This window comes from Dyella sp., from assembly GCF_051954575.1.
In the GTDB taxonomy this organism is placed as follows: Bacteria; Pseudomonadota; Gammaproteobacteria; order Xanthomonadales; family Rhodanobacteraceae; genus Dyella_B.
In genome coordinates, this window is sequence record NZ_JBQCHP010000108.1 from 1 (window position 1) to 15,991 (window position 15,991).

Genomic DNA, 15,991 nt, shown 5'->3' on the forward strand with positions numbered 1-15,991 from the left:
GCTCTGATGTTTTCCTTGTCCCCGGCTTGAGGTCCAGATGGGTGGCCGGGTTTCTGGCGGGGCGCTGGGCTGACTGGCGTTTTTTTAAAGCCGGGGGGTACGGCCTGCGGGCCTTGTGGACGTCACCCCTTCATTGATTTCAAAACGTGGGGGCCGCACGGTATGCGTCCCTCGATTCGCCCCGTCGTTTTGACAGACGGCCAGTCTGCCTGCACCGACACGGCAAACCGAGGGACGCATACCGTGCGGTGACGGGTGCGTGGAATAGATCAGAGCATCCCTACGGCCACGCCTGCAAACCGCGGGCTTGTGGCGCGGAAAGCATCCAGGAGAACGATGGGAATGAACGACACGCAGATCGACAAATCCGGCAAGCCCGCCACGGTGAGCGCCCGCATTTCGCCCGCCGGCGGCCTGGATATTCTTTCCCGCAACGAGGTGGTGCGCCTGCGCGACGCCAGCGGTTCCGGCCTGCATGGACTGCTGCGCCGCTGCGCGCTGGCGGTGCTCACCTCGGGCGAGATCGGCGACGATCCGCGTGGCATGTTCGAGCAATATCCGAACTTCGACATCCAGGTGCTGCAGCAGGATCGCGGCATCAAGATCGAGCTGTCGCATGCGCCGGCCAAGGCGTTCGTCGACGGCCACATCATCCGCGGCATCAACGAACTGTTGGTAGCGGTGGTGCGCGATATCGTCTATGTGTCGACGCAGTTGGAGCAGGGCGGTTTCGATCTGCACGATACCGTGGGCATCACGCATGCCGTGTTCGAGATCCTGCGCAACGCGCGTATCCTGAAGCCGCAGATCGATCCCAACCTCATCGTCTGCTGGGGCGGCCATTCGATCGCGCGCGACGAGTACGAATACACCAAGTCAGTCGGCTACCAGCTCGGCCTGCGCGGGCTGGACATCTGCACTGGCTGCGGCCCCGGCGCCATGAAGGGTCCGATGAAGGGCGCCACGATTGCGCACGCCAAGCAGCGTCGCCGCAAGAATCGCTACATCGGCGTGACCGAGCCCGGCATCATCGCCGCCGAATCGCCCAATCCGATCGTGAACCAGTTGGTGATCATGCCGGATATCGAAAAACGCCTCGAAGCCTTCGTGCGCATGGGGCACGGCATCGTGGTGTTCCCCGGTGGTGTCGGCACGGCGGAGGAAATCCTCTACCTGCTCGGCATCCTGTTGCATCCGGACAACGCCGGCATTCCGTTCCCGCTGATCTTCACCGGGCCCAAACAGTCGGCCGCCTATTTCGAACAGATCGACACTTTCCTGCGTCTCGCACTGGGCGATGAGGTGGCGCAGCACTACAAGATCATCGTGGACGATCCGATCGCGGTGGCGCACGCGGCGGTACGCGGCGTGGACAAGGTGCGCAATCATCGCCTGGACAACAAGGACGCGTTCTTCTTCAACTGGTCGCTGAGCATCCCGCTGGCCTTCCAGCAGCCCTTCGTGCCCACGCACGCCGCCATGCGCGGGCTGGCCATCCACCGCGATCGCCCCCGCCATGAACTGGCCGCCGACCTGCGCCGCGCCTTCTCCGGCATCGTCGCCGGCAATGTGAAGGACGAAGGGGTGCGCGCCATCGAGCAGCACGGCCCGTTCGAGATCGACGGCGAGCCACAGATCATGCGCGCGCTGGACCGCCTGCTGCAGGCCTTCGTGCAGCAGCACCGCATGAAGCTCCCGGGCGGCAGCGCCTATGTGCCCTGCTATCGGGTGCTCACGCGCTGAAGATCGAAATTCGGTGCCCCGCACGGCTTGACAGCCTCGGGCCCGATTCCCCAAACTATACAGCTCCCCGCCCGAATAGCTCAGCCGGTTAGAGCACTTGACTGTTAATCAGGGGGTCGTTGGTTCGAGTCCAACTTCGGGCGCCAATATCAAGGACTTACCTTCAGGTAGGTCCTTTTTGTTTTTATGCATTTTTATACGGTAAAAATGCGACCGGCTTTGCTCATCGTCCAACATCGTCGACTGTCCGGACTGGTGAATTCAAAGTGTCCGCTCCGGGCCAGGCTGTGTGAAAACGTAAGTTGCTCAACAGCGACATGCCTCCTACGCGAAATATGATCAACTTACTAACCGCGAGTTGGTCAGAATCGCGTCCACCCCGGCGATTTCGATCAAAATCTACGCATCGAAAAATCCCGCTTTACGTTTTCACACGGCCTCGGTCGGAAGTGGGAGTGATCGACGTGGCCCTATTGAACGTGATTCGACAGTGGCACCTTCGCGACAAGATCTCGATCCGAGAGATCGCTCGACGCACGAAGCTGTCACGCAACACCATTACCAAGTATCTGGCGAGCGGTGAGACCAGTCTGCGCTATCCGAATCGCAAGAGTCCCAGTCGGCTTGATCCTCCCTATGCATCTGAGCTCTTGAGTTGTTCTTGACACCTGAATTTGAAGCCAGTGGTTGCATGGCTTCCTACTTCGGTGTGTGTTGCTCCATCCCTAGAGCCTGCATGACCGCCTTGGCCACCGCGTCCGGCTGATCGATCTGGATGTCATGCGAGGTATCCGGAACGTGCACCAGCGTACCGCGGGAGGAGGTAGCGACTATCTGCGCCTGCGTGTGGGCACGGGCTTCTTCCAGCCCTTTGCGGTCACGTGGCAGCGCATCGGCATAGGTGTTGGCAGCAGACAGTACAATCAGGGGCGTCGAACCGTGCGCCTCCTGCTTTGACACAGGCTGCTTGAACACCTCGACATTGTTTTGGAGTACCGACAGCACGGTGCGCCAATACGCAGGCTTCGACATGAGGGCCAGGTTCACCGCGTTGAGCTTGGCGCTGGCGAGCGGATCGGCCTCGCCGAGACACCGGCTCAATTCCTTATCGGTGGACGGCAATTCGTGCTTTTCGGCGGCAGCTTCACACCGGCGAAGAAACGCGAACCGCTGTACCGAGAGAGTGTCTTCATCCTTCTGCCAGCCGGGGGCAAACCGGCCGATGTCCTGCGCGGGCGGATCAAGCAGGACCATCGCGCTCACGTCCGCCGGATAGCGGCTCGCGTACTGCCGAACGATATTGCTGCCCAGCGAATGCCCCACCATCACCAGCGGGGTCGTAAGACCGGCGCGCTGGATCAGCGCGTGCAGATCCGACACGTCGGCGTCGAGACTTCGTGGCAATGGCCCCTCGCTGCTGAAACCGAACCCGGCCCGGTCGTACGCGCAGACGCGCGCATGGGCGGCCAAGAGTGGCTGCACCTTGAACCACGTAGAGGAATCGGCGACCGCGCCGGCCTCCAGCATGACGGTCTGCGGTCCGCTGCCCGAACAGCGAAGATTGAGGTCGCGGCCATGGCCGAGGTCGATCAGCTTCGCCGCCTGTGCATAGCTGTCCGGCATGCGCTGCGGCGTGGTGGCGTGGCTGGCATCGGTGGCCGTGGCTGTGGCCTGGCCGAATATCATGGCCAGCATAAGGGTGCCGCCCGCTTTTAGGTACATCCTGTTCAAGGTGTGTCCCCCGTCGATGGCCCGGGCCGAGCGCCGGGCAGGCCCTTTCATTGACTTGAGGCGGCGCAGGAAGTTCGCCAGTGCATAAAATTCCCGCGTAACCCTTTGATGTTATGCAGTGCTGCGGACCAATTCCTGCTGAGTGCGTCGAGTTTCACGGGTATCGGGGGCAATTACTAAGCAGTGCCGAGTGGGGCTTGCCTGTAGATGAAAATACCCAAGCCGGCCTGCACTATCTGTCGCTAACCGCAGCAGACGTACAGCAGGCCTATGCCAAACACATCCGTGTGGATGACTTCGTAACGGCGGTGAAAGGGCCGGCATCGGCGAAGTGAATGGGACTGAAGTGCATCGACCTACGAAATCTACAGCTACGAAGAAGCTCCAAAAGAAGCATCTGTATCTAGGGCCTGTTTACACTATTTGCGTGGCCCGCGCTGGGATCTGTTTGCGCGCCAGACAAGGAAGAGCGAAGGAGTGTACTCATGGCGGGGTTTTGTTGTTCGCGTTCCGGCCGACTTGGACGTCTCCGCGCCGGCTCATGGCTGGGACAGCTGGAAATCGATAAACCGCTGCCCGCCATGGATCGTGCGGATGGCGTTCATCAGTTCCGGCAAGGGGAGTTTCTTGTGCGCTACGCCGGCTGCCCCTGCTTCCAGGCAAGCGGACATGTGCATTTCATCGATGCTGGCAGTCAGGACGATGATGTTGAGTGCCGGGTATTTTTTCTTCAGCGCGAGAATGAGTTCGCTGCCGCTGAGATCGCCAGGGGCCAGCGCGTAGTCCAGCACCAATACGTCAGTTGGGCTGGTGGCAAGGCCTGTCAGCGCCTCGGCGCTCGCACCGTAACTACCGGCGATGACGAGATCGGGCTGTTGCTCCACGAAGCGTGAAAGACCCAGTCGTACCAGTGCGTGATCGTCCAGGAACGATACTCGAATGGTTTGCGTGGCAGTGGCCATGACCGATTCATGCTCCTTTGGCGGACGTGCGTGAGCATTCTAGGCAACACGCGCCAGGGTTGTCTGTCCGTCGTAAGGGCTGCCTGGAGGTTCAGGCGCAGCCCCGCGGTGGGTGCTCGCTCGCCTGCGCGGACGGCTGGGGCGGTAATTCGATATCGCACCACAACGCCAACTCGGATCGAAGCCGTCCCATTTGCAGCGGCTTCTTCAGCAGGCCGTCCATGCCGCTATCGATGCAGCGCATGTAGTGATCAGCGTCCGTGGAGGCCGAGAGTGCGAGGATGGGAGTGCGGCGATGGGTCGTGTTTTCCTGCTCGCGGATCATGCGCGTCAGCGTATAGCCGTCAATATCCGGCAGATCGCAGTCCATCAGGATCATGTCGAACGCTTTGCCATGTGTCGCACGCAGTGCGGAAGAGCCATCCACGCAGGCGGTTACCCGGCAGCCGCTGACCTGCAGTTGCTGCTCGATAAGAAACCGATTGGCGGGGTGGTCCTCCACCAGAAGAATCGAAGCGGGCTCGGAAGCAGATGCGGGTTTGCGGCGTGGCGGTGCGACGGCGGCATGAGGTGGTGAATCGGTTGCGTCCGGCGCGCTGCCGGTAGCCTCAAGCGTTATCGGAATGGCGAATGATACCGTGGTGCCCACATTCACTTCGCTATGCAATTGAATGCTGCCGCCCATCAGTTCGATCAGCTGCTGGCAGATGGTGAGGCCAAGTCCGGTACCGCCGTAGCGACGCGCAATGGTGGCGTCGGCTTGCGAGTAGGCATGAAACAGGCGTTGGCGGCGCTCGGTGGAAATGCCAATGCCGGTATCGCGGACCTCCACGAACAGTTGCGCCGAAGCGCCCTCGCCGCGCTGCAAGCGCATTTTCAGCGTCACGCTCCCGCGCTCCGTGAATTTGATCGCGTTGGAGAGCAGATTGATCAACACCTGGCGCAGTCGTGTAGGGTCTGCGACAACCACTACGCCCGTGGGAAGATGCGGAATGAATACAAGCCGCAGGCACTTGGTTTGCGCCTTGTGCTGAATCATACGGACCACGCCGTGCCCGAGCTTTTCCGGTTCGAACGGCAGCCGTTCGAGCGTGATGCCGTTGACCTCCAGCTTCGAGAGGTCGAGCACATTGTCAAGCAGATGGTGCAATGCGTCCGCCGCAGCGATGGCGTTGTCGACGATCTGCCGTTGCCGGGCGCCAAGCGTGGTTTCTCGCAGCAAATCCACGGACGAGAGCACTGCACCCAACGGTAGGCGGATTTCATGACTCATCATCGCGAGAAAGGCGGCCTTGTCGCGTTCGCTGCGGATTGCACGCCGCCGGTCGCGGCGCGCTACAAAAAGCAAAACGGCGATAACTGCCAACAAGCTGGCGAAACCAATCACCTCCACCGTATGAAAGCGTATAAGCACCCGCCACGACGGCGCGCCGTAGTCGGTGTCGTCCATCCACTTGGCCATCATCTCGTCGGTTTGCCTGGCAGTAAGCGAGGCCATCGATTTGTTGATGATGGAAACCAGTTCGGGCATGTCGCTGCGAACGCTCATGCGAACGCTGAGCAAGGCATCGTTGACCGTGCCGGAAACGTGCAAGGTGTTGAGATACTTGCGCCGCCACAACGGCATCAGCGCTGCATGCAGACCGATCGCTGCGTCCGCCTTGCCTTGCGCGACGGCTGCCAGCATTTCTTCGGTATTGGCGCATGGCATCAGTTTGAGATCCGGAAAGCGCTCATTCAGCAGCTGGCGCAAAAAGCCTTGGTCGCGCACGGCTACTCGCATGCCGCGTAACCTCTCCAATGCGAAGATCGGTGGGGAGGAGTCGTGCGTGATGATCACCGCCGTGCCCACGAAGTATGGGTCGCTGAGCAGAGCCTGCGGATAAGCGGAAGTATTGCTGAAGTTTTCCGCGGCGACCGCAGGAAGCAGGTCGACTTCGCCGCGCTCCAGCGCGTGCTGGGCCTGGTGCTTCTGGTTTGGGTCGGTCTCCAGAATGGGCTCAAAGCGCAGCCCGCTGACACGGGAGATCGCTGCCAGATACTCGATCGCCACACCGGAGACCTTGCCGCTCTCGATGTACTCGAAAGGATGCCAGTCCGGATATCCCGCGTACTTCACGACTGGATGCGCGGCGATCCACGCCCGTTCCTCCGGCGTGAACAGTTCTTGCGTCTGCGCCCAGCCGATCGCCGGCAGCAGCGCGCACAACATGATGAGCCGGTATGCGTATCGCAATATCATCATCGTCTGTTGGAGGGCAGGGGCGAGGCCGGCGGGTACCGAAGACGCACGGCGTTACCGTGAATGGGGCCCAAGCGGGCAGTTCGGTCATCCGCGCCGGTCTTTTTTTGCTTGACAACGTGGTCGCCTCGATGCCTTGCTTGCGCAGCAAGGCGGCGCGCCGGCCTTGCCACGGGACGTTTTCCCGCAAGGCTTGGGGCCTTCGCTCAATCGGCGGCGTCGCCAGGCGCGTTCAGCGGCAAGCTGGATTCACGGTTTTTGGATGACGTAAAAAGAAGTATCCGGTCAAACCTTCGGACGGTATCTAAAAAGTATCCGAAATGCGGACGGGCCGCCGCTTGCCCTGGCAGGCATACGTGGCGTCAGGATGCCGGGCGGTGAGAGTAAGATTTACCGCGGGCTGGCAGACGGGTCCTATGCAACCGGCAGCCGTCCCCGGGACGGCGCGAGGTTTGTCATCATCCCGGCGTGTCCCTGCGTCGGTGTAGGTCAGGCGCGGGTGCTCCAAGGCATCGGATAATGGTCCGCGCTGTTGTGAAAGTCTCAGGCTTCGGGCCAGATTGAATGCGTCTGCGGTTCCCGATGTGGCTAAGGAAGGTTGTGTGGGCGGTAGATCGAATGCCGGTGCTCCGCCCCGCTTCCGGTACAAGTGATACAGCAATGAGCGGTTGCTTTCGCGAGACGAAGAAGGAGTTTTCGTTCCACCGTGCGAAGCACCGCTCTCTCGCGTGATCCGTATCTTAGTCAAAAAGGATAGTTTCATGTCGGCCTATAAAGTGACGCCTTCATTACGCGTAATGTTGCTGGACGACCATGAGGTCATGCGCCGAGGTCTGGAGCTTCTGCTCAAGCAGGAACACCTGCTCGATGTCATCGGAAGCTTTACGACCAGCCGCGAACTGTTCGCAGCACTGCGCGAGAAAACCGCGGACGTGCTGATCGTCGATTATTCGCTCGGACCCACCGAGGTTGACGGGTTGAACTTGATACGGGCGCTCAGGGTGCGCTTTCCCAACGAAAAAGTGCTGGTGATGTCCGCGCACTACAACGCGGCCACCGTTGCCCTGGCCATGAAGGCCGGTGCGCGTGGATTCATCGGTAAAGGCCAGAACCAAAAGGAACTGATGATGGCCATTCGCGCCGTCGCCGCCGGGCGTGTTTATCTCAGCAAGGAGATGTCGCGAGAACTGGCGTCGCAGCCGACCGAGTTGTCCGAGCATACCGGCGAGTCGGCATTGGTCAATGACGCAAAACTTTCGCCGCGCGAACGCGAGGTGCTGCGCTGCTATCTGGATGGCATGTCCGTTACCGAAATCGCCACGAAATTCTCGCGCAGCATCACCACGATCAGCGCGCAGAAAACTGCGGCGTATCGCAAGCTTGGCATTCGTAACGACAGCCAGCTGTTCAAGATCCGTCACCAGCTGGAACGATCATGATCCGCCTGTTTTTGCGCATCCTTCTGCTCCTACTGGCGATGGCGGGATGGGCCGGAGCCCTGCATGCTCGGCAACTGGTGCTCAGCGCACAGGAGCAACAATGGATCAAGGGCCATCCGCAGGTTCGTTTTGCGGTCGGCACACAGCTCAAGCCGGTCAGTTACGTCGATGACGATGGCGTCTACAAAGGCGTTTCCGCCCAGTATCTTGCCGCTATCGAAAAGAAGACTGGACTTCATTTCCAGCTCGTGCACACCGACGGCTTCAGCGGCGCCAAGAAGGCTATTGCCGATGGCGCCGTGGATCTGTTGCCGGTGAGCTTCTACACGCGGCTCGAGCCGGACGTACGCGAGCGCGTGCTGTTTACCGAACCGTATTTTTCCTCGCCGAGCGTGATCGTCACGCGCGCCGACAACCCCAGCATTCTCGACCCGCACGAACTGGAAGGCAAACGCGTGGCGATTTATGGCGACAACGCCAATGTGCGCTTTTATATGGGGCGGCTTCCGTCGATCACGCCGGTATTGGTGGCGGGGCCTCAGCAGGGGTTGGAAGCACTCGTGCATGGAGAGGCGGACGCGGCATTGGGCAGCGCGGCCGTGCAACAGCCTCTGGTCCGACAGAAATACAGTGGCCAGCTCGGCATCGCCGGTGTAGTCGACGACCTGCCGGTGAACCTGCAGATGGCCGTGCGCAAGGACGAACCGCTGCTGTATTCCATCCTCGCCAAGACGCTGAAAAGCCTGTCGGCCGAAGAGACGGACGTCCTGAACGAGCGCGCATTGCAAGAGGCGGGCTATGGCGCGCCGACGTTGCGCTCACTCGTCATGGAGTATCTGCCGGAGCTGGCGGCAGCATGCATCGCTGGCCTGTTGCTGATCTGGTTCGCTTACCGCGCCCGCGTGGCGAAGCGGCAGGCGGAGCAGAGCGAACTGGCCAAATCGCGTTTTCTGGCGGTGATGAGTCATGAAATCCGCACGCCGATGAACGCGATTCTCGCCTCGATCGAGATGTTGCAGCAGTCACCGCTCGAACCGAATCAACGCAAGCTCGCGCTTACCGCATCCACTGCCTCCGAAGCCTTGCTGGGCCTGCTCGACGACGTGCTCGACCTGTCCAAGCTCGATGCGCACCGCCTGGAATTGGAAACCATGCCGACCGACATCGAGCGATTGGCGCAGAAGGTGGTGGACGTGGTGACGGTGAAGGCGCGCGACAAAGCCTTGCCCATGCATCTATTTGTGGACAATCCGTCGGGTGCGCATGCCGTGGTCGATCCGACGCGGTTGCGGCAGATCCTGCTCAACCTGTTGGGCAATGCGGTGAAATTCACCCAGCGCGGCAGCATCACGCTGGATGTTCGCGTTGAAGGTGTGCAGGGTCATCCGGGCCGCGTCCATGCGCGGGTGCGCGATACGGGTATTGGTATTGCGAAAGATCAGCAAGCAAAGCTGTTCCAGGCCTACGTGCAGGCCGACAGCGCCACCACGCGCCAATACGGCGGCACCGGCCTGGGATTGACGATCTGCAAGGAACTGGTCGAGCTGATGGGGGGACAGATCAGCCTGGAAAGCACGCAGGATGTCGGCACCACGGTGAGCTTCAGCATTCCGGCGCGCCTGGTTGCCGCTTCGATGGAATCGGAGGTGCCTTCCATGAGCGAAAGCGCTGTGTCATTGGAATCGGGTGGTCAGGTGCTGGTGGTGGAAGATCATCCTCAGAATCGTTTCGTCATGGCTGAGCAATTGCGTGCGCTCAGCGTCGATACCATTTTCGTTGCGGACGGCCGCGCGGCCATCGAGACGATCGGGCAGCACCCCATTTCGCTGGTGCTGATGGATTGCCACATGCCCGAGATGGACGGCTACGAGACCACGCGCCGCATCCGTCAACGCGAAACTAGCCTGAACCTGCCACGCGTCCCTGTCATCGCCATCTCCGCCGCCACCGACGCGGCGCATCTGAAGCGCTGCATGGACAGTGGCATGGACAGCGTGCTCAAGAAGCCGCTGCGTCTTGACGAACTGCGCAGCATGCTGGGCTTGTGGATGGATCGCTTGCAATCCGTCGAATCGGTCGCCCCGCCTGCGGCGGAAAACCAGTCCATCGACATGTTCGAACTCTACAAGGCGTCGATCGAAGAGGATGCGCAAGCACTCAAGGATGCCCTGGCGAAGGAAGACCGCGACAACATCATCCATTTCGCCCATCGCATCAAGGGGGCGGCATTGATGATCGGCGCCGAGGGCATGGCGCAATCGGCTGGCCGCCTGGAGGAATTGGTCAAAGCGGCCAATGGTCTGGGTGTAAGCGAAGCCTTGCAGGCATTGCAGGAAGAAATCGCCAAGTGGATTGCGCTCAGGCGTCACTGAGCAGCGCGCTACGGACATGATTTGATGATGCCCGCATGCGATGAGCATGCGTGGAAAATTCCAATGCTCGAACGCTGAAAAAAGCAACCTGGTCTGCGCTGTACTGGGGCCTGTTTACACTATTTGCGTAGCCCGCGTTGCCGCTGGGTAGCCGGGAGGGGGGAGTTCGGGGCGCCGCCATGGCTGGCTGCCAAGGCAAGCCGCGCGCTGGCGCATGGCGGCTACACAGCGGCAACCCCAAGGGCTGGGTCTGTTTGCCCGCCATCGTGCGTCATCACTTAAGTCGTGTACCGACGTGCACTCCTTCGCTCTTCCTTGTCTGGCGCGCAAACAGCTCCCAGCGCGCGCCACGCAAATAGTGTAAGCAGGCCCTAGTAGACAACCGGTTGATGACACTACAAATCAAATGATTCCTATATAGGCGTTGCAGGTGAGTTCTCACAATGCGCCTTGAGGTGCGGGTGCCCAAGCAACCGCGGGCTCGTTCCCCTATAACCCAACCAAGGGATCTATTCATGAAACTTTCCATCGTCTCTGCATCCGTGGCGCTTGCGTTCGGCGTCGCCTCCTTCCAGGCTTCGGCTGCCAACGACGGCACCATCAACTTCACTGGCAACGTCTCGGCCACCACCTGCCAGATCAACGGCCAGCAGCCGGGTCAGAATCTGGCGAACGTCAACGTCAACCTGAAGAACGTATCCACTTCCGCCCTGGCGCAAGCCGGTGACACCGCCAACACCGCGGGTTTCCAGATCGTGGTTGGCGGTGCCGGTGAAACGGCTTGCACCAATGGCAGCACCGCCTATGTGCGCTTCGATCCCACTAGTGCGGCGATCGATCCGAACAGCGGACGCCTGAACACCGACGCCGGCGCCGGCGCCGCCTCGAACGTGCAGATCCAGGTTCTCAATGGTGCGACCGCTGGTACCGGCACGGGCTCGGTGATCGACCTGCGCAGCCAGGACTCGCAGGGCGTGGTGATCGCCAACAACACGGCCACCATCAACCTGGCCGCGCAGTACTACGCCACGGGCGCTGCCACCGCCGGTACGGTGGCCAGCCGCGTCGGTTACCAGGTGGTCTTCAACTAAGCCCCACGTTGTACAGATGCGCCACGCGTCTGCGCAGCAGGCCCGCCCCGGTTCCAGGGCGGGCTTTTCTCTCACTTTGAAGAGTTTGAGCTATGGCAACCGTAAACCGCTTTGTTGCTGCGCTCGTCGTGCTCATGACGGCGCTGAGCGCCATGCCGGCGCGGGCTGGCGTCATCATCAATAGTACGCGCGTGATCTATCCGGCAAAGAACAAGGAGATTACGGTCAGGCTAGACAACAAGGGCCAGCGCCCCGCCTTGATCCAGGTGTGGATGGACGATGGCGACGACAATGCGACGCCTGACAAGATCGACGTGCCGTTCACCCTGACGCCGCCCATCTTCCGGATGGATCCAGGCAAGCAGCAGGCGGTACGCATGGCGTTTGTCGGCCAGGCGCTGCCCGCCGACAGGGAAAGCCTGTTCTGGTTCAATATGCTTGAAGTGCCACCGAAGGCGGATGCGAAGGATGGCGAAGGCAATGAACGCAACTTGCTGCAGTTCGCTTTCCGTACCCGTATCAAAGTTTTCTACCGTCCTCAGGGCCTGCCCTACGACGTGAACGACGCGCCCGGCAAGTTGACCTGGAAACTGGTTTCCGTCGACAGGGGCTACGCGCTAGAAGTCAGCAATCCGTCGCCGTATTACGTATCGTTCGAGAAAGTGGAGTTGCATGATGGCGCACGCAGCTATCCACGCACTAACGCCAACAACGTCCACGACAGCATGACGGCGCCGGGCGGCACAACACGGTTTCCATTGCCGGATCTGAAAGCCATGCCGGCCGGCGGCGCGCAAGTGGAATTCAGCACCATAAGCGATTTCGGTGCCCGTATTCCGGGCAAGGCCAATGTCGACCTGTAGCAAAGTTGCGTCGTTTTTTGCCATTGATCGAGATTCACAAGTCCCACGCATCCGCGTTTGGGAGCGACCCATGAAGCATGCGTTTGCGGTATGCAGCAAGCGCCGCAAGAAACGCGTTGTCATCCATCAGGAAGTTTGAGATGTCTCTGCGCTCGCAGCCAAGGATTTACGCCGCCGAACCGGGCATTGGCATTCCACGCGAACGCCTGGCGATGCTTGTGCATGGCATGCTGCTGTGCGCATCTGGTGCGGCGGCGGCCGATCCGGCGTCGCCCGCGGCCGCCATCGAACCGACTTCGCCGGAGATCGTGCAGTTCGATTCGGCGTTCTTCCCGCGCGGCACCCATACCGGCCAGATCGACATTTCGCGTTTCGAGCATGGCAATGTGGTGCTGCCAGGCACCTATCGCGCCGACGTCGTCATCAACGGTAGTCTGCTCAGCAACCGCATGGATATCAACTTTGTTGCCGTCGAAGGCCAAGCCAGCGCGCAACCTTGTTATGACCGCGATATGTTGATCCGGCTGGGTGTCGACATTCTTGGCATTCAGACCAAGACCGCCCAGGCGGCACAAGCGGGCGAAGTGGCGAAAAAGCCGGTTCTGCTTTTGCCGGAAGGACGTTTCTGCGGCGATATCGGGCAATATGTCCCCGATGCCACCGCCAGCTTCGACGTCGGCGAGCAGAGCTTCACGCTCACCGTTCCGCAGCTTTACATGCGTCGCAATGCGCGTGGCTACGTCAGCCCGGAAAGCTGGGACAGTGGCCAGACGGCGGCCATGCTCGGCTATAACTTCAATACATACAGCAATACCTATGACGGGCGTACCTCCACCAGCACCTATCTGGGCCTCAATGCTGGCTTGAATCTGGGGGACTGGCACTTCAGGCATTCCGGTTCGCTGATCAGTGGCGGCCCCGGTGGCTTGCACTACCAGAGCAGCAACACGTATGTGCAGCGTGATCTGCCGAAGATGCAATCGCAGTTGTATGCCGGCCAGGTATATACGCCTGGCGACCTGTTCGACAGCGTGCGCCTGCGCGGTGCGGTACTGGCCACGGACGACAACATGCTGCCACCCTCGCAGACCGGCTACGCACCGGTGGTGCGCGGAGTGGCCGAAACCAATGCCAGGGTCACGATCCGCCAGCGTGGCGTGATTCTCGATCAGGTCACGGTGGCGCCTGGTCCGTTCGTGATCGACGACCTGAACCCCACCGGTTTCGGCGCCGACCTGGAAGTGGAAATCATGGAGGCTGATGGCCGTCGCAAGGCCTTCGTGGTGCCCTACGCGGCCACGCCGATGCTGCTGCGCGAAGGATACAGCCGTTATTCGGTGTCGGTGGGCCAGTTCGACGAACTCGGCTTTTCCATCCACCCTTTCCTGTTCCAAGGTACGCTGCAGCGTGGGCTTAGCAACCGCTTCACCGTCTACGGTGGCGCCATCGCATCGCAAGGCTATGCGGCGGGGCAAATCGGCAGCGCAATCAATACGCCTATCGGCGCGTTTTCGGTGGACGTCACCCATGCGGGCGCCAGCGTGCCCAGGGGCGGTAAAAGTAGCGGCCAGAGCGTGCAGGTGCGCTACAACAAAAATTTCAACAGCGGCACCAACTTCTCGTTGGGTGCCTACCGGTATTCCACCAGCGGTTATTTGAGCGTGCGTGATGCCGTCGCTTTGCGCCAACAGGCGTTGAGGGACGGCAATGCGTACTATGTCGACCGTCTGCGCAGCCGTCTTGACATTTCGCTCAACCAAACGCTGGGCGATGGCAATGGCATGCTCTACCTTCAGGGCGCCGCGCAGAACTATTGGAACAGGCGCACCAATACCGTCAACTTCACGCTTGGCTACAACAACACCTGGAGGCTGCTCAATTACACTCTAAGCGCCCAGCGCCAGCGCGATCTCGCCTCTGGCTTTACCGATACGCAGGTCACCTTCATGGCGTCCATCCCGCTGGGACGCGCCGAGCGCGCGCCGACGTTCAATGCCAGCCTAGTGCGCGACAGCAACAACAACAGCAGTGAGCTGATCGGCGTCAACGGTACGTTCGGCAAATTGGCGCAAGGCACATACGGCGCATCCGTTACGCATTATCAGCAAAATGGCGTATCGGGCAATGCCAATGTGCAATACAGCGCACCGCTTACGGTTCTCACCGGCTCCTATTCGCAGGGCGACAACTACCGCTCCGCCTCGTTTGGTGCAGCGGGCGGCATCGTGCTGCACGAGGGCGGCATCACCTTCGCGCAAACGCTCAGCGATACCATCGGTATCGTCCACGCTGCCAACGCGGCAGGCGCCAGGCTAAATAGCAGTTCCAATATCAAGCTCGACAAGCGCGGTTACGCCGTGGTTCCTTATTTGCAACCATACCGGCTCAATTCCGTGGAACTGGATCCTGCAGATATTCCCGCCGACGTCGAGCTCAAAACGGCCTCGCAGAACGTTGCACCACGTAAAGGTGCGATCGTTCCGATCAAGTATGAAACCGAAAGCGGTCGTGCAGTGCTAATCAAGGCAACGCGCCCCGACGGTACGCCGCTACCGTTCGGCGCCGACGTGTACGACGCGGACGGCAAGAGTGTGGGTGTGGTTGGTCAAGCCAGTCGCCTGTTTGTGCGTGGTGTGGCCGATCGAGGCACGCTGACGGTGAAGTGGGGAAGCGCAGCTGAAGACTCCTGCCGTATCGACTACAACCTGCCGCCATTGGCGGGCGGGCGCCAGAAAGCGCCAGACAGCATCAATGCATCGTGCGGAAGTGGTGAGCAATCTTCGGCGCTAGATGTCACGCTGCCGAAGCAGCGAGAAAGATCGCATGGGGAAAATGGACCAAATGTTCGTGTCGTTCGCCGGTAAAAGTGATTCGCATGGAGGTTTGGTTCCATGAATAACCTGTTCCAAAAAAATTATTCTGCTTCTGCTTTTGGTAACCCTATCGAACAAGGCAATGGGTGCTTGCACCGTGGGCGTTCCGCAATAAACATTAACGTGCCCGGTTCCATCGCTATCAATCCAGCAGCTGTTGCAAATGGCGCTCCGCTAACCGGGTGGATAGGTCTTGCCACAACAGACCGTATATTCCGTTGCACCGATCCGGCGTAATAGGCGGGATGATTCACCCACGGTCCGCTTCACTGGGGAAACGCAGATGGCAACGTCAAAGGATTTTTCCGCCGTGTCGGAATCGCAGGCCACGCCGGTCATCCGTCGACAATCCGCATTGTCGATGGATGACCGGCGCGTGCTCATCGAGTCGGTCACCCACGACTTGGCAAGCATCGATGACGCGTGGCGCCGACGTGACGAAGCCGGGCTGCTGGAACGCATCCACTCACTGAAGGGGGCGCTGTTCGTCGTTGGCGAGCATGCGACGGCCAACGATTGCGCAATTACGGAACTAAGCATCAGCTCTGGCGGCCTAAACAATTGCGATCCTGATATCGAGAGCCTGAGGACATCGTTGCATCGACTGCTCGACACCTATGGTGCAGGCCGCTGAGCTGTTGTTGCGGTGTACACAGATGCTGGTGAAAGTTATGC

The 15,991-nt window shown here is 60.4% G+C and carries 11 protein-coding genes, 1 tRNA gene and 1 pseudogene; 10 read left to right on the plus strand and 3 right to left on the minus strand.

Annotated features, from left to right (window positions below; translation table 11 throughout):
- Positions 1 to 342 precede the first annotated feature (342 nt).
- The 3 genes and pseudogenes from ppnN to ACTHNE_RS14755 form a co-directional block, all read left to right on the plus strand.
- Complete coding sequence (gene ppnN, locus ACTHNE_RS14745; protein WP_440269650.1) at positions 343 to 1,743, plus strand: nucleotide 5'-monophosphate nucleosidase PpnN; 1,401 nt, start codon at positions 343 to 345, stop codon at positions 1,741 to 1,743.
- A 69-nt stretch (positions 1,744 to 1,812) separates the two neighbouring features.
- Positions 1,813 to 1,889, plus strand: a tRNA-Asn gene (locus tag ACTHNE_RS14750).
- Positions 1,890 to 2,198: 309 nt separating this feature from the next.
- A pseudogene (locus ACTHNE_RS14755) lies at positions 2,199 to 2,393 on the plus strand (helix-turn-helix domain-containing protein); the annotation flags it as partial.
- Between the two features lie 49 nt (positions 2,394 to 2,442).
- Here the strand turns inward: ACTHNE_RS14755 and ACTHNE_RS14760 are convergent.
- The 3 genes from ACTHNE_RS14760 to ACTHNE_RS14770 form a co-directional block, all read right to left on the minus strand.
- Positions 2,443 to 3,465, minus strand: coding sequence for an alpha/beta hydrolase (locus ACTHNE_RS14760; protein WP_324947644.1), 1,023 nt, complete (start codon positions 3,463 to 3,465; stop codon positions 2,443 to 2,445).
- 548 nt (positions 3,466 to 4,013) lie between these two features.
- Positions 4,014 to 4,436 (minus strand): response regulator, encoded by a 423-nt coding sequence (locus tag ACTHNE_RS14765; protein WP_324947642.1) that lies wholly within the window; start codon positions 4,434 to 4,436, stop codon positions 4,014 to 4,016.
- 91 nt (positions 4,437 to 4,527) lie between these two features.
- A complete protein-coding gene (locus ACTHNE_RS14770; RefSeq protein WP_324947640.1) occupies positions 4,528 to 6,648 on the minus strand; it encodes an ATP-binding protein in 2,121 nt (706 codons plus the stop codon).
- Positions 6,649 to 7,346: 698 nt separating this feature from the next.
- On the opposite strand from ACTHNE_RS14770, the gene ACTHNE_RS14775 reads away from it, so the two are divergent.
- The 7 genes from ACTHNE_RS14775 (at position 7,347) to ACTHNE_RS14805 (ending at position 15,950) form a co-directional block, all read left to right on the plus strand.
- Entirely contained in the window at positions 7,347 to 8,117 is a 771-nt protein-coding gene (locus tag ACTHNE_RS14775; RefSeq protein ID WP_324947638.1) for a response regulator transcription factor, read from the plus strand.
- Complete coding sequence (locus tag ACTHNE_RS14780; RefSeq protein ID WP_324947636.1) at positions 8,114 to 10,489, plus strand: ATP-binding protein; 2,376 nt, start codon at positions 8,114 to 8,116, stop codon at positions 10,487 to 10,489. Before ACTHNE_RS14775 ends, ACTHNE_RS14780 begins: the two co-directional genes overlap by 4 nt.
- A 515-nt stretch (positions 10,490 to 11,004) precedes the next feature.
- On the plus strand, positions 11,005 to 11,580 hold the full coding sequence (locus ACTHNE_RS14785; RefSeq protein WP_324937727.1) for a fimbrial protein: 576 nt from the start codon (positions 11,005 to 11,007) through the stop codon (positions 11,578 to 11,580).
- Between the two features lie 92 nt (positions 11,581 to 11,672).
- Positions 11,673 to 12,443, plus strand: coding sequence for a fimbria/pilus periplasmic chaperone (locus ACTHNE_RS14790; RefSeq protein WP_324937729.1), 771 nt, complete (start codon positions 11,673 to 11,675; stop codon positions 12,441 to 12,443).
- Positions 12,444 to 12,583: 140 nt separating this feature from the next.
- The gene (locus ACTHNE_RS14795; RefSeq protein ID WP_324937731.1) at positions 12,584 to 15,307 is read left to right on the plus strand and encodes a fimbria/pilus outer membrane usher protein; all 2,724 of its coding nucleotides are present in this window, start codon (positions 12,584 to 12,586) and stop codon (positions 15,305 to 15,307) included.
- 27 nt (positions 15,308 to 15,334) lie between these two features.
- On the plus strand, positions 15,335 to 15,553 hold the full coding sequence (locus ACTHNE_RS14800) for a hypothetical protein (protein WP_324937733.1): 219 nt from the start codon (positions 15,335 to 15,337) through the stop codon (positions 15,551 to 15,553).
- A 46-nt stretch (positions 15,554 to 15,599) separates the two neighbouring features.
- Positions 15,600 to 15,950: an Hpt domain-containing protein gene (locus tag ACTHNE_RS14805; RefSeq protein WP_324937735.1), complete on the plus strand. Its 351-nt coding sequence runs from the start codon at positions 15,600 to 15,602 to the stop codon at positions 15,948 to 15,950.
- Positions 15,951 to 15,991 lie beyond the last annotated feature (41 nt).